This is a genomic window from Arcanobacterium phocisimile (assembly GCF_016904675.1).
Classification (GTDB): Bacteria; Actinomycetota; Actinomycetes; order Actinomycetales; family Actinomycetaceae; genus Arcanobacterium; species Arcanobacterium phocisimile.
This window is the reverse complement of sequence record NZ_CP070228.1, coordinates 1,748,097-1,769,634: the sequence shown is the minus strand read 5'-3', so window position 1 is coordinate 1,769,634 and position 21,538 is coordinate 1,748,097. Positions and strand designations below refer to the sequence as shown.

Sequence of the window (21,538 nt, the reverse complement as noted above, 5' to 3'; positions counted from 1 at the left end):
TGTTTATTGAGCTAACGATTTTTGCTGGACTACTTTTCCCTAACCGCAGCCAGGGCGCAGTAGGCATCAGTACCAGTAGTGGTGACGACGACGAAGACCTCTTCAACATCTCATCACCTGACGCGACTTGTTCAGTCGCGACCTTCACGCTCTTCACGCGCCTCGTTTTGTTTACGCTCAATTGTTTCCAACGTTTCTTGGACAATCTGTTCGCGGCGCGCAGCCTCAGCCTGCGAATGGTCCAAAACGCGCGGCGGAGCGCCCGGGGTGAACGCATCGTCGAGCTCTTCGAGTGAGGAACGCTTCACAACCGGCACATGTGGTTGAATCACATCAGAAACGACGTCGTCTACAGCGCCGTTATCGTTCTCGCCATCCGCGTCCGCAGTATGAGTCTCATCGAGAATACGTTCAAGCTGAGCTGTTTGGAATAGTTTCGCTGTAGGATCTTCCTTAGCTACCCCCGCCGCTTCGATCGTAGCGTCTGTATCTGGCGAATCCGCCGCCTGATCAGCACAAAGAATAAGCGCGTCAATGCGTTCGAGCTCGGCACGCAAGTTCTGCCGTGCAACCGGCTCCCACGCGGTTGCGAGCGGGGTTAAGAAAATCCGCTTTCGCGCCAACAAATGTTCGGCAATGAGCCGACGAGCCATCAACCAGTCACGTTCGGGAACGTGAGCATATTCTTCACGAACCAGTTGAACATAGGACTTATAGTGCTGCGGAGCAGTAGCTAACGTACCAAAATGAGCATCATAAAGTGCCAGGCGATCGACGTCGATCGAATCAAATCGTGACGTTTCATCCGAACGCTGCGAAACGCCAGGAACATCGTGACGCTTATGCATATGAGTAATCAGTGAAGAGATACGCTCAATGTTCTCTTCCGGAATCCCGATCTGGGAAAAGTATTGTGCCGCAACACGTGCCGACGCAGGCTCATCCTCCCCACCATTGCGCGAATAAACCGCCTCGGGAGAAATATTGAACACCAACCCGTGACCCCACGTAGCTAAGCGAACCAGGCACGGATTTTGCGTCTCCGGAGAGAGAGTATCGACGCGTTTGAGCATATCGAGAAGATGACGCGTATTGTGAAATAAGCGTTCCGGCTCAGCCCAAATCGCCAGGAGATCATGGGCAGTTTGCTCAATGAGCGTACGTTGCGCAGTGGCGCCGGCATCAAGTGCGCTACGCACGAAAGCCTGTACGACCCAACTAGGAACGTTCATATCAAGCATAGATCCTCCATAACAGACGTTCCACGATTCTATACCCCGCTAAGAAACTACCCAAACGCAACAAGGAAAGTAACTAGATAATGGACACGAAGGTGCCAATAAAAGTGCTCTCGCCCCGGAAGTGTTCTAACGTAGGTAATGTGAATAAACAAGGTTTGGAAACAGTTCTGACAGGTCGAGCGCTCATTACCGGCGGAACGTCTGGAATGGGTGCGGCTTTTGCCCGCGCGCTCGCCAAAAAAGGATGCGATCTCGTCCTCGTGGCACGTAACGAGCAGCGATTGAACGACGTCGCCGCTCAAATATCGAGCAAAACTGGTGTTGACGTGCGCGTCATCCAAGCCGATCTCAGCCAGCGTGAAGGAGTCGAGCGCGTCAAAGCTGCCCTCCTTGACCAAACTGACCCAATCTCTATCTTTATCAACAATGCCGGCTCGGGCATGTATTCGCCTATGGCAACCGATGATGCCACGCAACTACGCGCCGGCGCTGAACTCATGGCCCTCGTGCCCATGGAGCTCGGCGGGGCAGCTGCCTACGCCATGAAAGAACGCGGCGCAGGAATCATCGTCACCACCGCCTCGGTCGCCTCACTAGCACCGATGGGAGCCTATGGTGCAGTCAAAGCCTTCGTGCGCGTATGGTCGGAATCCCTGTCTATCGAAGTTGGGCAATACGGCGTCCAGGTCGTCTCGTTCCTACCGGGCTGGGTGCGAACTGAATTCCACGAGCGTTCCGGAGTATCGACGTCGTCGATCCCATCCTGGCTCTGGCTCGATAGCGAACGCGTTATCGACGAAGCTCTGCGCGATATCGAACGCGGAAAAACCCAAACGATTCCATCGAAGCGATTCAAATCACTCGCATTCTTCGCTAAGCACACTCCACGGTTCATTGTCCATAAGGCAGTGAAGAAGTTGAATAAGGGTCGGCGATGAGCGAATATAACCCGGTAGATGATTACTGTTCGGAACGCAAACGAAAGATACGTAAAGCCGTACGCAAAGTGGTGACCCGCCCAGCAATGAACGCATTGCTGGGAACCACCGTGTGGGGCGAGCACAACGTCGAAGGTCTCACCGGGGCCTATATTGTGGTCGGCAACCATTCCTCCCACTTAGATGCGCCGATGGTTTTCTCGCTGCTGCCAGACCACATGACCGACAACCTCGCCACCGGTGCCGCCGCCGACTACTTCTACCGGAAGAAGGGGATCGCCAAGCTCACCTCCGTATTTTTCAATACGTATCCGATTGAGCGTAAAGGAAAAACGACGACGCCGAACACCTCGCGTGCCACCGGCATGACTAGTAAGTTGTTGCGTGCCGGTATCCCGATTTTGATCTTCCCGGAAGGCACCCGTTCCCGCGACGGAAAAATGGGTGTGTTTAAGCCAGGCGCGGCAGCTATCGCAAAAAAAATCGGTGTGCCGATTGTGCCGCTTGCGATGTCGGGCGGGCACGAAGCCATGCCAGTTGGGCGTGTGCTACCTACACTGAATCACCCGGAAGTCAATCTTTTTATCGGCGAACCGATGTTTGGTAAGCTCGAAGAAACTCCGGAAGAATTTATTGCCCGGGTACGTCACCAGATCGAGATGATGCTTGATCAGAAGACGGCGAACCCAGATCCGACGCTTGACTAGTCAGCGTTAAGCGAGTGGCTCGCTGTGACCAGATAGGGTCCGGGGAAGCGGGAACGCCAACCGGACAGTTAATCCGCCACCAGGGGTTTCTTTAATCGTCACCTGGCCGTGGTGTGCGGTCATGATAGCTGCAACGATAGCTAATCCGAGCCCAGAGCCTTCACCACCGCAACGTGCACGCGACGAATCGATCTTGTAGAAACGTTCGAAAATATGGGCGCGATCTTTTTCCGGAATGCCCTGCCCATGATCGCGCACTTCAACAAGGGCTTGGCTGGCATCTTCCGGATCAATGCCAACGGCTACTTCCACCGCAACATCAGGATCGGTGTGAGAACTGACGTTGCCTAACAGGTTTGTTAAAAGCTGGGTGACGCCATCGTTATCGCCCATGATGACGAGGGATTCGACTTCGCCGCCATCGAGATTCGTCACTGCGGCACTGCGCTGAGGGGCGCGGGCAAGGAAGTCTGAGACAGTGTTGAGCGCAACTGCAGCAAGATCAACCGGTTTGGGTTTAATTTCGCCGCGTTCATCGAGGCGTGCGAGCTTAAGTAAGTCTTCAACGAGGTTGGCCATTCGGCCAGACTCGGATTCGATACGGCCAAAAGCTTGGGGTACCGATTCGGTTGGCACGCCGCCGAGTCGATACAGTTCAGCATATCCGCGGATTGTTGCCAGCGGGGTACGAAGCTCATGGGAGGCGTCGGAAACAAAGCGCCGCATACGCTGTTCGGAGGCGGCTTGGGCGTCAAAGAGTGTCTCGATTTCGTCCAGCATCGCGTTGATTGATTCTCCCAACGCATTAACTTCACTACCGGGCTTCATCGCAGGAACACGGGCGGCGAAGTTTCCCCGACGCACGTCGGCACTCACGTGGTTAACAGTGCGCAAACCGCGCAGTGAACGGTGGACAAGCACAATAGATACAAGTGACCCGATGGACATAATCGCCAAAATAAAGAACGTCAAAACTTGACGGAGGTTACCGACTGTACGCTCTACCTGTTCCAACGGCAGACCAATGAGCACATGGCCAACAGTTCGTGGATGAGGGCCGGTTGATGTCAGAGGGACTGAGATAATACGCCATTCGGTATGTGCAAGAGTACCTGGTACAGACCTCGGTTGGTCAATATAGTTTGCGGCAAGCTCGGGCGCATTAAGTGGTTTTCCGAAACGATCTTCAACCGCGTGATGCACTTCTTCAACAGCAGTACCAAAATCGTCACGGATGTAAAGATAAAACTCAGAGGGAAGCAAGGTACTTGAGGAACCTTGGATCAGCGCATCAACGGTCTGTGAGGCGACGATTTGCCCGGAAGATGAAAGGGTCTTATCGGTTTCGGACGTCAAAAATGTGCGCAGGGAGATCGTTGTAAAGGCAGAAACTAACACGAGCGCGCTGCCAAGAAGAACGAGAAAGACCGCAAGGAGCTGCCATGAGAGCCGTCCGGTGAGTGGGGGACGAGATTGACGTTCCGGCATGCGTCACTTATCTGTGCGCATGACGTAACCAATGCCGCGTTTTGTGTGGATCAGCGGAACCAACTCGGCAACTTGGGATGGATCAGTGATACCGAGGGCTTCAGCTGAATCAATTTTGCGACGCAAGTATGAAATATAAGATTCAACAATGGAAGCTTCGCCAATCCAATCATAATCCCACACGTGGTCGAGAATCTGAACTTTAGAAACTACGCGCTCGGCGTTAACCATGAGGTAACGTAAAAGTTTGAATTCTGTAGGAGAGAGCTCTACGAGGTGCCCGGCGCGGCGAACTTCGTACGTGTCCTCATTTAATTCAAGATCGTGATAGCGAATAATGGCCGGCTCTGTTTCGGCGGGATTTGTTCGGCGCAAGATAACTTGGATGCGCGTCACGACTTCTTCGAGTGAAAACGGCTTAGTGACATAATCGTCTGCTCCGGCATTCAGCCCGTGAAGTTTATCTTGGAGGTCATCTTTTGCGGTGAGGAAAAGCACGGGCACGTTCTCGCCGCGCTCGCGGATTCGTCGAAGGACTTCGTAGCCATCGAAGTCAGGCAACATGATGTCAAGCACGATGAGATCAGGAGAAAATTCTTGGACGACGCGTAATGCTTGGTGTCCGTCAGCTGCGGTTTCTACCGAAAAACCAGCAAACTTTAGTGATACTGAAAGTAATTCACGGATCGAAGGCTCATCGTCAACAACGAGAATTTTTGCTGATGTTTTTTCCTCTGTCATATTTCTATTGTTCGTTAAAAAGCTGAAAATCTCCTGAAAATGTTCCGATTAAAGGTATGGATACGGATCAAATTCATCGATGTCGACAGGATGTGTACGATTGAGTGGCAAATTAAATGCCTGCACGTCCAGTTCGAGATCGTGAATAACTAGGCCTTTGTCTTCCAGCTCAGCGAGTGGCAAGGCCAGGAATTCTCGGAAACACATGATTGATACTCGATGACCGGCATCGAGAAGTGCCTCGATTTGTGGCAGGTAGTCGACGTCGTGTGTTCCCAAGACAACATCAGCCCCGGGCCGTTCCTTCAAGATAGCTTCTAGCGTGCGCTGAATACCTTCATCGACAACTTTACGTTCAGCATCTGGTGAAGTGAGCTGAATTGGCTGCCAACCGATAGCGAGAAGTGCTTGGATAAAAGCATTGGCGCTACGCTGCGAAACGTTGAGGAAGAAGAGGCCTTTAGCTGGGTGGTCTTCGCCGTCGCCTGTAGCGTGGTTATTGCCGGTGCGGGATGGGAAGGGACGGAACTCCAAGACTCGATCCCAGCGGGGGCGTTCTTCACCGCGTGGTGGACGCTTAAGGATATTTACGCCGAGCGTGGCATCGATATTTTCACCATCAATAAGAATATACATACTTGTATCCTAGCGCGATGAGTAGAGAAATTCACGGATTTCTCATCTTTACATCGATGGAACTAGGACAGTTGCAGTCCATAATCGACATTATTCCGAAAACGCTGTTGGCATGAACGCCGGTGGGTGGGACAAGCTCTATGCTTGTCCCACCCACCGGCGTTGGTGATCATGGAAGTTGTATTTCCTACCCCGATAATGGACGGGGTAAAGCCACTGGTAATTTGTTGCTTAGCTTTCGATTTGTTCTGGAGCGACCGTAGCTTGTAGTGCTGCTAGGCGAGACTCAACTTCATCATTCGCTGACGATGAGGTCAGTTGTGCAAACTGTTCATCAAGGGACGATGAAGATACTTCAGCTTTTCCGAGAGCGATAGCTTCTTGACGGCGAACTGATTCTTCGAAACGGCCGATCTCGGTTGATGGATCAAGAACGTTAATCGAGCTCATGGCATCTTGTACCTTATTTTGAGCTTCAGCAGACTTAGCGCGAGCTACGAGCTGATTGCGCTTGGAACGCAGATCTTCGAGCTTGGAACGCATGATGTTCAAGCCATCCTTGAGCTTGGTGACAACTTCACGTTGGGAAGCAATCATTGGCTCAGCATCACGTGCTTCTTTTTCTGCAGTGATCTGACGTTCCAGAGCGATCTTGGCAAGATTCTCCATTTTTTGTGCGCCCTCTTCATTACCAGCGGCGCGTAGTTCGTGAGCCTTAGCGACAGCGGCCTGAGCCTTCGTACCCCACTCGTTTGCTGCACGGACGTCTTCGTCATAGTCGGCTTCAGCTAGACGAAGATTTCCAATGGTGACCGCCACAGCGTCTTCAGCTTCGGCAATCGAATTTGTATAATCGCGAACCATTTGATCGAGCATCTTCTGCGGATCTTCAGCCCGATCGATCAACGCATTAATATTCGCTTTCGCGAGCTGAGTCATCCGCCCGAGGATTGATTGCTTTTCAGCCATGATAGAACCTTTCATTGTGACTGAGTGTTTCAGTCATCATTATTACCAGATATCTGTGTTTTGTGTGGTCAGTACGAATAATTAGAAGGATTTGCCGAAGCCGCCGCCGCCCGATCCGAAGCCGCCGCCCGATCCGAAGCCGCCGCCCGATCCTCCGCGGTGTCGGTGGGATGAACCCCCGGAAAATGCGCCATAAATTAATGAACGAGCAACACCGGTTAAAATAGCCCCAGCTAACTCACCACCCAGTTGTTGGCCATGCGACCCACGACCAGAATTTTGATTCGAGTCACGGTAGTCATCTAAATCCGATGTCAGGGCACGATCTGCACGCGAAGCGTAATCCATTGCTGAACTATAAGCAGTGAGCTGTTCAGTTATTGATAGCTGTTGAGCCGATTCGAAAACTGCGTGTGCACGTTGAAGAAGAGTGCGGGTATCAGCCGAGACCACTTCACGATAGCGAGTGACGTCTTCATCAAGCCGGACTAATTTAGCACGAACTTGTTCTTCATAGCGCACAATATTCGTCTGGACGCGTTGGCGCTGTTCATCTTCGGCACGTACACCAACAAGTGCTAAATCAAGATTTCGTTCGGCCTCAGAAAGTTGATCGTTGAGTAGCAATAGATCAACCTGTGAGCTTGAAGTCGCCCGTGCGACAACTGCCTCAGCTTCTTGACGGCGCAACGCAATTGTTTCGTCCGAGCCACCTAGTCGGCGCGCATCAGCAATATCAGACGACAACGATCGGATTGCCGAACTGAGTTCTTCGCGCGCATTCATCAACAGTTGCGGTGCATCGTCAATTCGTTGAATTAACTGAGACGCCTGATCCAACGTTCCTTCAGCAAGTCGGGCATACTGCACACCCTGATTCTTATTCGATGCCGAAATCTGTTCTTGAGCCGACGCCAAATGTTCTTCAACCGCGGAAAGTAAAGATCTGATCTGCTCCGGGTACGTCATCAACGTCACCAGAGAGTCCTTCGGAAAACTATAAGCAAGATTCGCCAACTTATCTGTCAGCAACGGCAACTGAGCACGTAATTCGTCAGAGCGCTCTTCTAGTTCGGCCAGTTTTTCTTCCAAACGCTGAGCAAGATTACGTAACTGGGAAAATTCTTCAGCTTGTGACTCCATAGCTTGCCGAGCACGTTGGGCGGCCACCAAGATTTGGTTATTCATGTGCTGTTGTTGCTCGGGAGTTTCTGGTTCGTCATCATCAAGCAACCGGCGCAGCTCAAACGCTCGCTGAACATCCTGCTGAGCACGTGAAAGTGTTTCGCGAAACTGCGCTGTAGCCTCCATGCCAAACTCGATGCGTGCGAACTCTAATTCAGTTGCGCCGGCGCGAACATCGTCGTCAGCTGCAAGTAATTCGGTAGAAGCCCGCTGGGCAAGTACGTGAGAATCCGCCTGACCCGCAATGAGTTTCTTCCGCTTGCGCCAATAAGCCAGCCCGGCAACACCAGCGCCGCCGACTCCAATAACACCCAGAGCTGGGAGAATATTGGGAACCGTCGACGTTGTTGGCGACGTCGGTGCACTACCACCACTACGCAGTGTACGTACGTGTTCGGCAAATAACCGAATACCACTATCCCATTCGCCGTCGTGGAACTTATCTAACACGTCTTGCGAGGTTGCGTTGTTCAATAACTCTTTAATGGAGCCGCTAGGGGAGTACGCGTAAAGCTCAGAGGTGCCCACACTGATAGCCAGTAAACCATCGCCCTGGCTCAGACCAGACATCTCGAAGGTCTTTTTCGTCCAGTTATCAGGAGCCATAGAATCGAAATCGTCGACAGTAAGAACCCATAGATTACCGTTAGATACTTCCACTACGAGGTTAGACAGCGCACCGCGTTCACGTGAAACGTCTGCATAATCTTCATAGTTGTGAGTAACATCTACAGGTTCAACCGCAAACGCAACTGTGGGAAATAAAGATAAGAATCCAGCTAAACAAGCAGTATAGACATGCGTGCGTTTCATAGCTACGACCTTTCCGTGCATGGGTTAGCTCAAACCTACCAAGGTTTTCCGTCAAAGTTTGGATATCAAATACGCCAGGCGCAAAATCCGTTAGCGGCTACCTGATGGAATAGTGCACTCAAAAAGTGTCATAATGAGATCTAGTAAAGTCTTCGTATCTGGAATTAATCCAGTACCTTGAATATGAAAGAGAGAATGCCGTGCCTACTGGAAAAGTAAAGTTCTTCGATGCTGAGAAGGGCTTTGGTTTTATCACTGGGGACGACGGTGCCCAAGTCTACGTCGCCCAAAGCGCAGTGCCGATCGGGGTTAAGTTGCGTCCAGGAACCCCAGTGGAATATGGGATTGGCGAAACTCGCCGCGGACCGGCAGCTTTGTCCGTTTCTGTTATACGTAAAGAATCCTCACTGCTCGAAGCGAACCGTCGCTCACCGGAAGAACTGGTACCACTCATCGAAGACTTAATCAAGATTCTAGATGTTTCTTCCACACAACTACGTCGTGGCCGATACCCTGAAGGCGGTCCACGCATTGCCCAAGCGCTCCGTGCACTAGCAGATGATTTCGATGTCTAAACGAATTGTACCTGGAAAAAAGGCCGTCAAGGACAAGATTCTTGGGGCGGCGATCGACGTCGCTCGCGAGGCCCTGACCGATATTACGAGGCCGGATAGAGTCGGTGATCATGTTGGCATGGTTCAAGAAGATGAACGCCTTGTGACACATGCCTTCGAGTGCTTGCTACCGGGATACCGCGGCTGGTACTGGACTGTGTCGTTAGTGCGTGCTCCACGAGCCAAAAAAGCCTCGGTTGCGGAATTATCCATTCTTCCAGGTGAGGATGCGTTACTAGCTCCGGACTGGGTACCATGGTCAGATAGATTGCAGCCATCAGACGTTAATCCTTCGGATCGTATGCCGTACAATCCGAACGATCCGTTGTTGGTCGCCAATGTCGATCCTCGATTAGATCAGGGATATGAAACTGTTGGCGTTGACGAGGATGCTATTGCGGCTTGGGAGTTTGGTTTAGGTCGTGCCCGAATCATGTCGGAAAAGGCGCGCTCGCAGGCCTATCGGCGCTGGTATCGGTCAGATGCCGGTCCGCGGAACCAAGCAACACGAGATGCTCAGGCTCCTTGTTCGACATGCGGCTACCTCTTACATATGGGTGGGTCCGCACGTCAGCTATTCGGCGTATGTGCAAATGAATGGTCAGCGTTTGATGGTCGCGTAGTGTCGATGGATCATGGTTGTGGTTCACATTCGGAAACCGATGTGTTGCAACGTGAACGCTTGTGGGAACAAGCTTCGCCAGTTATTGACGACGTCGACATCGAGGTTGCAAAGCAGTAGGGCATGAAGTTCCTGCAGGGTAGAGTTCGAGATTATTCGTGGGGATCGCATAGTGCGATCCCCCGACTTTTCGGCTATTCTCCTGCTGCAAGCCCGGTTGCTGAGTTGTGGTTTGGGGCCCATCCAACGGCACCTTCGTTTGTTTTCGATGATCCGAGGAGGCGATCATACGAACCGCGGGGGGAAGGGAACCAAGCTGGTGTTCTCGATGCTGCTATCTCGGCAGGAGATGTCTACGAAACGGATACGCTCGATGCTTTCATTGGCCGAGATCCACGCGCAGTGCTCGGTGACGATATTGTCGCCCGATACGGTGAGCAGTTGCCTTTCCTGTTAAAGTTGATCGCTCCTAACGAACCGCTATCGCTACAGGTTCATCCTTCGATACAGCAAGCCCAAGCAGGATATGAACGAGAAAATCAGGTCGGGATAGAACTTTCTGACCCGATACGTTGTTATCCAGATCCTAACCATAAGCCGGAAATGGTTTATGCGATCACTAAGTTCGAAGCTCTGGTGGGGTTTCGTAGCCCGCGGCGAATTTTGAGCGTATTGGCTGGGCTAGATTGCGACATTGCTCGCAAGCTTCACGCTATTGTGTTGGCCGAGCCGAATAATCATGGTGTACAGCGCGCGTTCTCTCGGCTTATTTCGCGCGAAACTCGGCCGTCTCCGCAAGCCGTTGCTGAGCTCATCGAAGCATGCGAACGACGTCGTCCAGAAGATTCTCCTTCACCTCGTGCGGATGCGTTGGCGGTGCGTATCGGTCAGTTTTATCCTGGGGATCCGGGAGTTGTGGCGTCACTTTTACTCAATCCAGTTACTTTACATCCGGGCGAGGCATTATTTACGCCGGCGGGTATTGTGCATGCCTATATTTCCGGGTTAGGTGTTGAAGTGATGGCCGCTTCGGATAATGTGTTGCGGGCAGGTTTGACCCGAAAACACATGGATGTTGATGAGTTGCTACGGATTACAGATACGGTGGCCGCTCCACCTATTCGTATCGCGGCTGAGCGTATCACTCCAGTGCAATCGACATTCTATGTGCCGGTCGATGATTTCGAGTTGTCGATCGTGTCTTTGCGCCATGCTGATGAGCGGGTGAGTGTGCGCGGTTGTGGCCCACGTATCATTTTATGTCTTCGCGGTGCGGTCGAACTGTGGGTCAATGGTGAGAATTACTTTGTTAATACCGGGCAATCGCTGTTTTTAGGAGCTGACGATAGTCAGGTTTTTGTGCGGGGCGCGGGTGAGCTCATACAGGTTGAATCCCCATAATCTTACATAGTGAGCAGAAATCGTCTCGAAATGCGGTATTATCTGGTCAGGGTTTCGGTGTTGTGTAAAAGTAGAGCAAGTGAACAGCACTACGGGAGCTGCCCCAGTAAAACAGCCCATTACTGAGACTACATCTGTATCCCTCTTAGAGAAGTACTTTAAAATTTCGCAACGCGGTTCGACGTTACTTCAAGAAATTCGTGGCGGCATCGTTACGTTCTTCTCTATGGTTTATATTCTCGTCCTGAACCCGATCATTCTTTCTGGTCCAGATTCAACCGGTGCATACCTCGGTGGTGGTTCAGAACCAAATATTCCAGCCATCGCCGCAGCGACAGCGCTCATTGCAGGGGTTATGAGCATTATGATGGGTGCCGTTGCAAACTTCCCGATCGCGCTCGCCGCCGGTCTTGGCCTCAACGGCATGATTGCCGGCTTCGTTCAAATTCCAGGAATGACGTGGGCAGATGGTATGGGGATCGTCGTGCTCGAAGGCATTGTGATCGTTCTTCTCGTGCTTACTGGCTTGCGTGAGGCGATCTTCCGCGCTGTTCCAAAGTTCATGCGCTCTGCTATTTCTGTTGGTATCGGACTGTTTATCGCATTTATTGGTCTTGTTAACGCTGGTATCGTGCGCCCTGGATTAGGCACCCCGGTTTCCTTCGCCGTCAACGGCTCCATCTCTACATGGCCGCTCGTTGTTTTCGTCGTTGCGTTGTTGACAATCATCGTCTTGATGGTTCGCAAGGTTAAGGGTGCTTTGCTCTTCGGTATCATCACCGGAACCGTTCTCGCAATCGTTATCGAAAAGCTCGCCAATTTGGGAAATGTTGGGACGGAAAACCCAAGTGGTTGGGGCTTGACGGTTCCAGCTTTCCCAGGAAACCCAATACAGACTCCTGACTTCTCCACAGTAGGCCAGTTCTCCATCACTGGACCTTTTGAGAAGCTTGGTGTTATCGCAGTTATCGTTCTTACCTTCTCGGTTATGCTCGCAGACTTCTTCGACACCCTCGGTACCATGGTCGCTGTGGGAACCGAAGCTGGGTTAGTTGACGAAAGCGGTCAAGTGCCACGGACTCGCCAGATCCTTCTGATTGACTCCCTCGGCGTTGTTGCTGGTGGTATGGGAGGCGTTTCTACCAACACCTCCTTCGTCGAGTCCTCAACTGGTGTCGCTGAAGGCGCGCGTACCGGTTTGGCGTCCATTGTCACGGGTATCGCTTTCCTGCTCGCTACTTTCCTCGCTCCACTGTTCTCCGTTGTTCCAACTGAGGCGGCCGCTCCGGCACTGGTTGTTGTCGGCTTCTTGATCATGCAGCAGGTAACCGAGATTTCATGGGAGGAATTGCGAATTTCGATTCCTGCGTTCATGGCAATCGTCTTCATGCCGTTTACCTATTCCATTACAGTAGGTATCGGTATTGGCTTTATTGTTCACGTGATTGTGGAGATGGTTTTGGGTAATGCGAAGAAGGTCCACCCGTTGATGTATCTCACCAGTGTCGTCTTCGTTATATACTTTGCGCTCGATCCCATCAGCTACCTCTTGGGAATTAAGTAATTCCACTATGTAAATAACGCGTTCAGGACCGGTCTGGCTTTGGCTAGATCGGTCCTGAAATTATGTGTCAGGCACCCGATTGCGAGTAGATATAGGGAATAAAAAGGTCTACGGAGCGTTAAAGTTTGTAGATTTGACTAGAGCGATGAAGTACTATAACTGTAGAGAAGAGGTGTCATATGAGTGATCTGTTAGATACCACAGAGATGTATCTCAAAACTATTTATGAGCTCGTTGAAGAAGGAATTCCCCCGTTGCGAGCTCGCATCGTTGAGCGTCTTGGCCAATCTGGCCCCACTGTTTCAGAAACGGTTGCACGCCTCGAGCGTGATGGCCTCATCGTTATGGGCCGAAACCGTGAAATGTCGTTCACTCCCGAAGGTTACTTGCGTGCAGCGGCAGTTCTGCGTCGGCATCGATTAGCTGAGCTTATGTTGCTTCATGTTGTGAAGGTGCCGTGGGCTCAAGTCCATGACGAAGCATGCCGTTGGGAACACGCAATGTCTGACGATGTTGCGCAACGCATTGATGCATTATTGGGCAGTCCCACACATGATCCTTTTGGGAATCCAGTTCCGCGTGAGGACCCTGAGCCAGGAGACATGCGTTGCGGTTGTGACGACGGGTTGGTTCCGTTAAATAACTCTGCGGTCTTAGATCGCGATGTTCGAGTCGAGCGTATTGCGGAATTTTTACAGTTGGATGTCGATAGCCTCCAAAACCTGGAAGACTTGGGTGTCAAGCCGGGATTGCATGCGAAAGTGGAATCGTTAGAGCCGGTAGTTGTCAGTTTTGATGACGCGCGAATAGTAGTTCCGGATGACTGGGCGACGCATATTTTTGTCTCTTTCGATAACAAAAAATAACAAAAAGTTACCGAATATAACGGCGTGTAATGTGAATCACGAGTAAAGTTATTCGTTGGTAAACTAAGAAAAAATCAGGTTTTCCAGCGTGGAAAAAAGGGGAATTGTTATATCTACGTGTCAGATTGTTGCCTAATCGTTATAAACGATGTAGTCTCTTGCTTGTGCCTACGGGTGCGTTAGATTCAATCTAACTAGAATGACCTAGACATAAAATGGAGAAATAGCTATGGGCCGTCACTCGATTGCCAAGACAGTAGATGTCAATAATCCAAACGCAGTACGCGGCTTAGCGTTAGCTGGAGCTCTTGGCATTATTGCTGGCGCGGGAATTCCTGTAGCAGTTGCAGCACCTCAGGGGCAAGCTAAGGCGGCTCCTCAAAATGCATTGACTGAGTCAGTCTCTCTCAGCGGGGGCGTGACCAAGTCAGCCAACGTAGACATCCAGAGTGTAACGCTTGGTGAAGAGGCTGAATCTGAATGGTCCATCCGGGCAGTTGCTGCTGAAATTGATTTAGGCAATCCGGTTGTCGAGGCTGTAGATAGTGCTCCTGTAGTTACGTCGAACCGAAATGTTTCAGCGGATTCTGGATCGCTTTCTGTGCAGCCTGCCGTTGCCGCTCCAGCGATTGCTTCCGGGGATATTGCATCGATTGCTCGCGCTTATGTTGGTACGCCATACATGTGGGCAGGTTCCACACCAGCTGGTTGGGATTGTTCTGGTTTTACCTCGTGGGTATATTCTCAGGTTGGCGTTGCTCTTCCGCACACATCTGAAGGTCAGCTTGCTTCTGGTACCGTCATTTCTCGTTCGGAGGCTCAGCCTGGAGACATAGTATACTGGCCAGGTCATGTTGGCATTTACATTGGCAATGGTCGTCACGTCGCAGCTTCGACTCCATCAAGTGGAACTATTGAAGGTGAACTTTACGGTAACCCCACGTTCGTTCGTATCGGCTGATAAGAAGACTTTTATATCGGAGGACAAGCTTTTGCTTGTCCTCCGATATGTATACCGTTCTTCATTGAAACAATAAGTGACTCTCGACACATACGGTGAATCCGTGCGATAATGGAAGCAATCAAAGGAGATTGCTATGTCACACGAGAACATTGTCGTAGTAGGTGTTGATGGCTCGCAGGGTGCATCTAGTGCCCTCACCTGGGCGCATGCCCAAGCAAAAGCACGAGGTGCGCGCCTGCATCTCGTCTGCGCCTATGAACTACCCAGCTATGCACCAGAATTCATGCCTACATCGGGAGCGGCCATCCCTGCTGGTGACACCGGATTTTTAAGACAAGCCGCTGAAAAAATGATTAAGGAGAAAGCCCAGGCACTCCAGGGGCAAGGTGTCGACGTGACGTGGTCTCTCGAATTCGGTGATCCCACCGAAGTGTTGGTAGAAATGTCGAAGAAAGTTGCCCTTGTCGTCGTCGGTGGACGCGAAGCGAACTCCAATTCGCTTGCCGATCGGCTCCTGCGTACGGTTTCCTCAGCAGTCCCGTCGAATGCATGTTGTCCTGCAGTGGTCGTTCCGACACAACACCCGGTAGCACAACTACCCGTTAAGCATATCGTCGTAGGTGTCGACGGTTCTCAACATGCAAAAACTGCCTTGCAGCGTGCCGTCTGGGAAGCCGATAGGTGGAATGCGCGCCTAACAGTTGTCGCAGCCGTCAATACGGCGGCAGTAACCTGGATTCCTGCCGAAACATTCCGGGACGGCTTCCTTGAGGAGGTAAAAGAATCCGTCAAGGCCCAGCTTGACGAAGTCGACGAAGGGCGCAAGATCGACGTCGATATCCATGCGTTAGAAGGCAACCCAGCCGAAATGCTCGCAGAATTTTCGCGCGACGTTGATCTCGTTGTTATTGGGACCCGTGGGCGCGGTGGCTTTGCCGGCCTACTCCTTGGGTCAACATCGCAAACACTACTAGCGACAACCTCGTGTCCAACGATGGTTGTGCCACGCCGAGTACGGCCAGGCGACGACGTCGGGCCAGAACCAAATCAAGTTATTGATGATGAATAGGTCGCTGATAAGAATGTGAGATGCGAATCGATGAACCTATGGGCATGCCCAGGTTCATCGATTCCGTCTATATCGGTTAGACTAGACGAGGACTCTTTTAAAAAAGAGTGTGCGCCCTCGTAGCTCAGTGGATAGAGCACGGCTCTCCTAAAGCCGGTGTCGTAGGTTCGATTCCTATCGGGGGCACGCATTTCCACACCAGAACATCTCTGGGCACTGCAAAAAAGGGGAAATACTGTGGCAATTTCGCGAGTTTTACTGTTCTATAAATTCACTCCAATCGCTGATCCAGTAGCTATGAAGCTCTGGCAGTGGGATTTATGTGAGCGCTTGAAACTCCGTGGACGAATTCTGATCTCGAAGCATGGAATTAACGCCACTGTTGGAGGCACTGTTGATGCATGTAAAGCATATGTTAAGCGAATGAAGCAGTATCCAGAATTTGCGGATATTGAGTGGAAGATTTCCGAAGGGCTTGGCACAGATGGGGAGGGCTTTGCTCATGATTTCCCTCGTTTGTCGGTCAAAGTGCGTAAAGAAATTGTAGCGTTTGGTGCTCCAGACGAACTTGAGGTAGATGAAAACGGCGTGGTAGGCGGCGGGCGTCACGTCCGTCCTGAGGAAGTTGAAAAAGTCATTGCGGAGAATCCGGATCTGGTGTTCTTTGACGGGCGTAACGCTATCGAAGCTGAAGTTGGTCGATTCGATGGAGCCGTCGTACCGCCCACCTCTACTACGCATGACTTTATATCGTTGATCGAATCCGGTGAATTTGATGATCTGAAAGACAAACCGATTTTGGCATACTGTACCGGTGGAATTCGCTGTGAAGTTTTAACCGCACTGATGAAGAAACGCGGTTTCGAAAAAATTATGCAGCTGGATGGCGGCATTGTTCGTTACGGCGAAATGTTCGGTAATACCGGACGTTGGAAGGGCTCACTGACAGTTTTCGATAATCGCGAAGTGATGGATTTCGACCGGGGCGAGGTTAACGTTATTGGTTCGTGCCATTCATGTGGAGAGCCTACCAGCAAGCTCCATAACTGTGATGAGCCTTCCTGTCGCGAACGCTTAGTGACATGTGAATCCTGCGCGCAACAGCCAGTATTCTGCCAAAAACATGCGAAAGCACTCGCGTAGATTAATTCCCGAGTGAAGAAGTAGACGGCGAGAGGTACTAACGTGAGCTTTTTTAAGTGGAAGAAAAACGCACAGTCGCAACCAATATCCGATGAATATATCGAAGAGCCCGAAGTATCAGCGGACACCCACGAACGTGTCGATGATGCTCCAGAGCCGAGCGAAGAGCCAACGTTACCTACTCGCACCCCGGAATTGCTTGCTTCACGTGAAACGCTCATGAATGAAGCCTTTAAATCATGGCATGCTGAACTGGAAGAACGAGTAGTCGCAGCTGATGAAAATGAAGCCGGACGTGAGCCAGGTCGAATCGATCTGACGCAGATCCATCCAACTGGTTCTGCTCAGTTTTACGCTTATCAAGCAACACGGTTGTCATCGTTGATTCGCGAAGAGCGTGCTCTTGCGCAAGCAAAAATGCAACTAGCGCGACTCCGGGAAGATCTTGACCTAACTGCACAAACGTATGGACACGCACCAGCAAGTTTGGCGGTTGGGGTTATGACGTGGACCGAATTGCCTGAACCGAAGCATGCTGAAATTCCTGAGGTTAGCTATACAGTAACCGGAGAATTGCAGTTATCGGTAGATGATGCTCTCGCCTCAGAAGTATTTGGCTCAGATTCGGCTGCTGATACTGCTACGCACAAAGCACTGAACAACCAGGAAACATCTCATTCTACTGGTGAGCAAAACTCAGGCATTGTTCATGACGAGGAGATTCGTCAAGCCCGTACTCTTCGCGAGGTTGCCCTTTACCGTCCAGTACGACTTTTTTTCCATTCACAAAAAGATGCTCTGCTCCAGCTCTTGCCAGTTCTCGACATCAACACAGCCGTGATTCGGGCCCTGCGCAACCACGGAGCCGCTTCGGAAGAATTGGCAAATCTTCGACAGATTGCTAGCGAAGGAAGCTCCGTCGAAGTACTGATCACTCGACTAACCGAGCTTGGCCGAATCTATCTTCCGGGTTTTGCCTACGAGTCACAGATTGTTTTAGGTTCCTTTTTCCAACCGGAGCGAACGATGCTTGCTGATTTGGAAGCAATGGAGCCCTATATTCGTACCTCGGGAACTATGCTCGCCCTTGCCGGGGATACTGAGGCTCGTGAGCTAACATCAATTCCGTTACCTCCAGGAAATCCAAAAGATCGCAATCCAGAGCTTGAACGCGGAGTAGGTGATCTCGACCCCGCCGAACTCGATATCGTGGAAGCAGTTGCGGCAGGTCGCTCTCTTGTCGTTGATTGCCCGCCAGGGTCCCAAGGATCGGCAACAATGGCAGCAATTGCTGCAGATACCGTAGCTTCCGGACGATCTATTATGATCGTGCCTTCACGAGCTTCCAGTGCAACCGAGCTCATTGCCGAACTCGAAGCTCATGGTCTGGGTGATTTGGTTGCCGATTTTTCTGATGTTGAATCCATGCCTCATCGTTTACGGACCGGAATGCGTGTGGAACGTCCAGAATTACCCACTGAGGAAACTTTGGAAAACCGTACACAGCTCATGCACGTACGCTCTTCGCTCGAAACTTTCATATATGAGTTGCATGATGTCGATCCACATTGGGGCGTTTCTGTTTACGATCTGCTCGAAAAGCTTGCTGCCTCGACAGAAGGCGAGAATGCCCCGCTCACCAAGGTGCGCTTCGATGCCCAAACACTCGAGAGTATTTCTGGGGAGCATTTGGAAGAGATCAAGGAGCTCTTAGCAACTGCTGGTGAACGCCATGCCTTCGATCCGCAAGTGGCACGGTCGGCCTGGATTGCAACGGATATTGCTGATCCTGCACTGGGTAGTCAAGCTTTAGACGCAGTGCGCCGGCTAAATGAGTTGTCCATCCCAGCTATAGTTGCTCAATCTTCTCGTGCCGCAGGGGAGACTGGTTTAGCTCAGGCGAACACGGTGGCACAGTGGCAAGAACAAATCGATGTGCTCGATGGAATTTCTGAGTCGCTCGATATTTTCCTCCCTCAAATCTTCGAGACCTCTGCAATGGACATGGTGATTGCAACGGCCTCGCGCGAGTGGCGCGACAAGCATGGGCACAACATGCGTGGAGGCGAACGGCGTCGATTTAAGAAACAAGCTCAAGATTTGGTGCGTCCTGGCGTGGTGGTTAAGGACTTGCACGCCGAGTTAGTCAAAGTTCAAGAACGCAGGGAAACGTGGCGGCGATACACAGCTGAGGGCGGTTGGCCTCAGCTACCGCAGGGGCTCAACCAGATGCGTGCTACCAGCGAAGAATTGTTCACCGACTTAAGCTTCTTGTCAGATCATCTTGCTGGTGAAGATTTCTTTTCGATGGACTTCGAACAGTTGCGTACGCGGGTCGGTCATCTTGCTACGGACGCGCCACATATGGCTATTTTCCCAGAGCGTAATGCCGCGATGAATGAGTTACGTAGTCGGGGGCTTGGGCGTTTCTTGGACGATATGCTGGGGCGCGATGTTCGAGCTGAAGATATCGACGCTGAATTCGAACTGGCATACTCGTCGTCGATTTTTGAACAGCTTATCGTCCATTCGACGTCGCTGGCTCATCTTGGTCCACAGGATTTAGCCCGCTTGCTCAATTCGTTGCGTGAACTTGACACTGCTCATTGTGCTTCGAAGGCTGGCCCCGTGAAGTTAGCAGTAGTGAACAATGCTCGCGATTTGATGATTGATCGCCGAAATGACACGTTGAAGCTTGACAGTATGTTAGCCCGAAACGGCGTGTCTGTTCTGCGCGATGTGATTGCCACCTACCAGCGGCTGGTACAGGTTGCTCGTCCGGTGTGGATTGTCCCGGCGACGATCGCAGCGGAGTTTATTCCTCCTATGCCATGGGTTGATCTTGTTATGATGGATGTCTCCGATAACGCAACTGTTGCTTCGGTAGCTTCGTCATTAACTCGCGGACGCCAAATGGTTGTTTTTGGTGATCTGCGCCGTGCCCAACTGGTTGAGCGTGAGAATGGAGTTTTGCGTGCTCTATCTGCAGTTTTGCCGGTATGTCAACTGCCAACAAATCGGGCGCAGCTTGATGAGTTGTCACTTCGAGCGTTGCGTGCTCACGGCTATGATGATGTGCTTGAGCAAATCCCAGCAGTGGATTCTGAGCGCAAGTCGCAACTCGTTGTTGTTGATGGTCGAGGTGTTCCAAGCGCTTCGGGTGAAGGAGCAGTAGAAGCTCCTAAAGTTGAAGTTGATGCAGTTGTTGAAGCTGTTTTGGCGCATGCAATGAGCCGTCCAGATGAGTCGCTGGCAGTGATCACGGTTTCTCCCGTTCATGCTCACCGTATCCGGGAAGCATTGCGGCATATTGGTACTGATTCCTCTGAGCTTTCAGCGCTATATAGCGGCGATAAAGGCGAGCCTTTCGTGGTAGTCGATATTATGGCCGCAGGGGGTTTGCATCGTGATCATGTGATTTTATCGGTCGGTCTGGGCAAGACCGTTCATGGTAGGGTTTTACATTCCTTTGGTGCACTTTCTACGCCGCTTGGCTTAACAGGCATGATTGATGCCATCGAAGCAGCTCGTACTTCGATGACAATTATTTCCTCGATTGCTCCTGGAGAGATCTCGTTGAATCGGGTCTCAACTCCAGGCCCACGGTTATTAGCTGAACTACTTTCTGAGGCTGGCGGATACACCCGTGAAAGTGCGCTACCTGAATCAGAGGGTGACGTGGCGCCGTTGCTCGCTGATTTAGCTCGACGAATTGAGAGTGCAGGGTTCACTACGCGAGCCAATGTTGGTCAAGGCCAGTGGCGCATTCCGCTGATTGTGGGCCACCCTGATATTCCAGAACAGTGGACTGTAGCAGTCGTGTATGACGACGTGAGATATGCAGATACGCAGTCGTTGCGTCGTCGCGATCGCTATCGCCGCCAGACTCTGGAATCGCGTGGCTGGTCAGTTTATCAAACCTTTTCAACGTCTCTTTTTATCGACCCACAAGGTGAGGCGCAACGTGTGATAGATGCAGTTCGGTCGTCTTCTGCAGCGTTACGCGATCCACAAGTCGAGATGGTGCCGAGCGTGGATGAGTGGGGAGAACCTTCTGAATCTGCGGACTCAGCGCGATCGGAGGTTGCGGCAAGCAAGCCTCGCTCCCATCGGCCAGCCGTCATTCCTGGTTTGCAAATTGCTGGCTACACAGATAATGAGCTTGAAGAACTCGTTATGTGGATTGCCTCTGATGGTATTGAGCGCAGCGTTGCGGAATATGTGACTGAAGTGCGAAACGAACTAGCATTGCGCCGTGGTAGTCAGATTGAACGAGTTTTGGCTAATATTGTGCGCCGTGTGGGAGTTGCTCGGGATGAGCAATAGAAAATCGAGACGAGTGGTTCGTTTGTCTCGAGTTGATGCGCAACGGTTGGCTCGTGGCGAGTTTAGTGCGCCTGAGGAGGCGTTACATGTAACAGATGCAGGTCCGGTGATGCAACGATCGAAAACTGGTGTTGTTCAACGATCTGCGCAACCTCAGGCGCTCAGTCCTCACGAACGTGAGTTGATAGAGAATTTACCGCCACATTTCGGAAAAATCTGATGTCGTTTGCGTGGCGGAGCGGGTGGCTGTT

18 protein-coding genes and 1 tRNA gene are annotated in these 21,538 nt (G+C 51.5%); 13 read left to right on the top strand and 6 right to left on the bottom strand.

The genetic code is table 11. The annotated features are described in order from the left end of the window. Positions 1 to 131 precede the first annotated feature (131 nt). A complete protein-coding gene (locus JTE88_RS08040) occupies positions 132 to 1,241 on the bottom strand; it encodes an HD domain-containing protein (protein ID WP_204424202.1) in 1,110 nt (369 codons plus the stop codon). Positions 1,242 to 1,381: 140 nt separating this feature from the next. Between JTE88_RS08040 and JTE88_RS08035 the strand changes: the two genes are divergently transcribed. Both JTE88_RS08035 and JTE88_RS08030 read left to right on the top strand, forming a co-directional pair. Next, complete coding sequence (locus JTE88_RS08035) at positions 1,382 to 2,179, top strand: SDR family NAD(P)-dependent oxidoreductase (RefSeq protein WP_204424200.1); 798 nt, start codon at positions 1,382 to 1,384, stop codon at positions 2,177 to 2,179. Continuing rightward, a complete protein-coding gene (locus JTE88_RS08030) occupies positions 2,176 to 2,886 on the top strand; it encodes a lysophospholipid acyltransferase family protein (protein ID WP_204424199.1) in 711 nt (236 codons plus the stop codon). Before JTE88_RS08035 ends, JTE88_RS08030 begins: the two co-directional genes overlap by 4 nt. 6 nt (positions 2,887 to 2,892) lie before the next feature. Here the strand turns inward: JTE88_RS08030 and JTE88_RS08025 are convergent, their stop codons facing one another. The 5 genes from JTE88_RS08025 to JTE88_RS08005 form a co-directional block, all read right to left on the bottom strand. Continuing rightward, positions 2,893 to 4,374 carry a sensor histidine kinase gene (locus tag JTE88_RS08025; RefSeq protein ID WP_204424197.1) on the bottom strand — a complete coding sequence of 494 codons (1,482 nt, stop codon included), beginning with the start codon at positions 4,372 to 4,374 and terminating at the stop codon, positions 2,893 to 2,895. A gap of 3 nt (positions 4,375 to 4,377) precedes the next feature. Continuing rightward, positions 4,378 to 5,115 (bottom strand): response regulator transcription factor, encoded by a 738-nt coding sequence (locus JTE88_RS08020; protein ID WP_204424195.1) that lies wholly within the window; start codon positions 5,113 to 5,115, stop codon positions 4,378 to 4,380. Between the two features lie 48 nt (positions 5,116 to 5,163). Next, the gene (locus JTE88_RS08015; protein WP_204424193.1) at positions 5,164 to 5,751 is read right to left on the bottom strand and encodes a nuclease; all 588 of its coding nucleotides are present in this window, start codon (positions 5,749 to 5,751) and stop codon (positions 5,164 to 5,166) included. Between the two features lie 231 nt (positions 5,752 to 5,982). Continuing rightward, positions 5,983 to 6,720 (bottom strand): PspA/IM30 family protein, encoded by a 738-nt coding sequence (locus JTE88_RS08010; protein ID WP_204424192.1) that lies wholly within the window; start codon positions 6,718 to 6,720, stop codon positions 5,983 to 5,985. Positions 6,721 to 6,801: 81 nt separating this feature from the next. Beyond that, positions 6,802 to 8,718 carry a TPM domain-containing protein gene (locus tag JTE88_RS08005; RefSeq protein WP_204424190.1) on the bottom strand — a complete coding sequence of 639 codons (1,917 nt, stop codon included), beginning with the start codon at positions 8,716 to 8,718 and terminating at the stop codon, positions 6,802 to 6,804. A gap of 200 nt (positions 8,719 to 8,918) precedes the next feature. On the opposite strand from JTE88_RS08005, the gene JTE88_RS08000 reads away from it, so the two are divergent. The 11 genes from JTE88_RS08000 (at position 8,919) to JTE88_RS07950 (ending at position 21,507) form a co-directional block, all read left to right on the top strand. Beyond that, positions 8,919 to 9,293 (top strand): cold-shock protein, encoded by a 375-nt coding sequence (locus JTE88_RS08000; protein WP_204424188.1) that lies wholly within the window; start codon positions 8,919 to 8,921, stop codon positions 9,291 to 9,293. Further along, complete coding sequence (locus JTE88_RS07995) at positions 9,286 to 10,074, top strand: DUF3027 domain-containing protein (protein ID WP_239519512.1); 789 nt, start codon at positions 9,286 to 9,288, stop codon at positions 10,072 to 10,074. The genes JTE88_RS08000 and JTE88_RS07995 overlap by 8 nt, the downstream gene beginning before the upstream one ends. A gap of 3 nt (positions 10,075 to 10,077) precedes the next feature. Next, positions 10,078 to 11,355 (top strand): mannose-6-phosphate isomerase, class I, encoded by a 1,278-nt coding sequence (manA, locus tag JTE88_RS07990; RefSeq protein WP_204424185.1) that lies wholly within the window; start codon positions 10,078 to 10,080, stop codon positions 11,353 to 11,355. Between the two features lie 79 nt (positions 11,356 to 11,434). Next, positions 11,435 to 12,919 carry an NCS2 family permease gene (locus JTE88_RS07985; protein WP_420826933.1) on the top strand — a complete coding sequence of 495 codons (1,485 nt, stop codon included), beginning with the start codon at positions 11,435 to 11,437 and terminating at the stop codon, positions 12,917 to 12,919. Between the two features lie 179 nt (positions 12,920 to 13,098). Continuing rightward, positions 13,099 to 13,785 carry a metal-dependent transcriptional regulator gene (locus tag JTE88_RS07980; protein ID WP_204424183.1) on the top strand — a complete coding sequence of 229 codons (687 nt, stop codon included), beginning with the start codon at positions 13,099 to 13,101 and terminating at the stop codon, positions 13,783 to 13,785. A gap of 229 nt (positions 13,786 to 14,014) precedes the next feature. After that, the gene (locus tag JTE88_RS07975) at positions 14,015 to 14,746 is read left to right on the top strand and encodes a C40 family peptidase (RefSeq protein WP_204424182.1); all 732 of its coding nucleotides are present in this window, start codon (positions 14,015 to 14,017) and stop codon (positions 14,744 to 14,746) included. Between the two features lie 136 nt (positions 14,747 to 14,882). Next, positions 14,883 to 15,818: a universal stress protein gene (locus tag JTE88_RS07970; RefSeq protein ID WP_204424180.1), complete on the top strand. Its 936-nt coding sequence runs from the start codon at positions 14,883 to 14,885 to the stop codon at positions 15,816 to 15,818. 113 nt (positions 15,819 to 15,931) lie between these two features. Continuing rightward, positions 15,932 to 16,004, top strand: a tRNA-Arg gene (locus JTE88_RS07965). Positions 16,005 to 16,055: 51 nt separating this feature from the next. Next, on the top strand, positions 16,056 to 16,961 hold the full coding sequence (gene trhO / locus JTE88_RS07960; protein ID WP_204424178.1) for an oxygen-dependent tRNA uridine(34) hydroxylase TrhO: 906 nt from the start codon (positions 16,056 to 16,058) through the stop codon (positions 16,959 to 16,961). Positions 16,962 to 17,003: 42 nt separating this feature from the next. After that, positions 17,004 to 21,287, top strand: a complete 4,284-nt coding sequence (locus JTE88_RS07955) for a hypothetical protein (protein ID WP_204424176.1) — start codon at positions 17,004 to 17,006, stop codon at positions 21,285 to 21,287. 13 nt (positions 21,288 to 21,300) lie between these two features. Next, a complete protein-coding gene (locus JTE88_RS07950) occupies positions 21,301 to 21,507 on the top strand; it encodes a hypothetical protein (protein WP_204424174.1) in 207 nt (68 codons plus the stop codon). The last annotated feature ends 31 nt before the right edge of the window (positions 21,508 to 21,538 follow it).

Bases quoted from the DNA above. Each gene is read 5' to 3' on its own strand.
- JTE88_RS08040 (WP_204424202.1), bottom strand. From the start codon at position 1,241: ATGCTTGATATGAACGTTCCTAGTTGGGTCGTACAGGCTTTCGTGCGT.
- JTE88_RS07980 (WP_204424183.1), top strand. From the start codon at position 13,099: ATGAGTGATCTGTTAGATACCACAGAGATGTATCTCAAAACTATTTAT.
- JTE88_RS08015 (WP_204424193.1), bottom strand. From the start codon at position 5,751: ATGTATATTCTTATTGATGGTGAAAATATCGATGCCACGCTCGGCGTA.
- JTE88_RS08030 (WP_204424199.1), top strand. From the start codon at position 2,176: ATGAGCGAATATAACCCGGTAGATGATTACTGTTCGGAACGCAAACGA.
- JTE88_RS08020 (WP_204424195.1), bottom strand. From the start codon at position 5,115: ATGACAGAGGAAAAAACATCAGCAAAAATTCTCGTTGTTGACGATGAG.
- manA (WP_204424185.1), top strand. From the start codon at position 10,078: ATGAAGTTCCTGCAGGGTAGAGTTCGAGATTATTCGTGGGGATCGCAT.
- JTE88_RS08010 (WP_204424192.1), bottom strand. From the start codon at position 6,720: ATGGCTGAAAAGCAATCAATCCTCGGGCGGATGACTCAGCTCGCGAAA.
- JTE88_RS08025 (WP_204424197.1), bottom strand. From the start codon at position 4,374: ATGCCGGAACGTCAATCTCGTCCCCCACTCACCGGACGGCTCTCATGG.
- JTE88_RS07975 (WP_204424182.1), top strand. From the start codon at position 14,015: ATGGGCCGTCACTCGATTGCCAAGACAGTAGATGTCAATAATCCAAAC.
- JTE88_RS08005 (WP_204424190.1), bottom strand. From the start codon at position 8,718: ATGAAACGCACGCATGTCTATACTGCTTGTTTAGCTGGATTCTTATCT.
- JTE88_RS07995 (WP_239519512.1), top strand. From the start codon at position 9,286: ATGTCTAAACGAATTGTACCTGGAAAAAAGGCCGTCAAGGACAAGATT.
- JTE88_RS07970 (WP_204424180.1), top strand. From the start codon at position 14,883: ATGTCACACGAGAACATTGTCGTAGTAGGTGTTGATGGCTCGCAGGGT.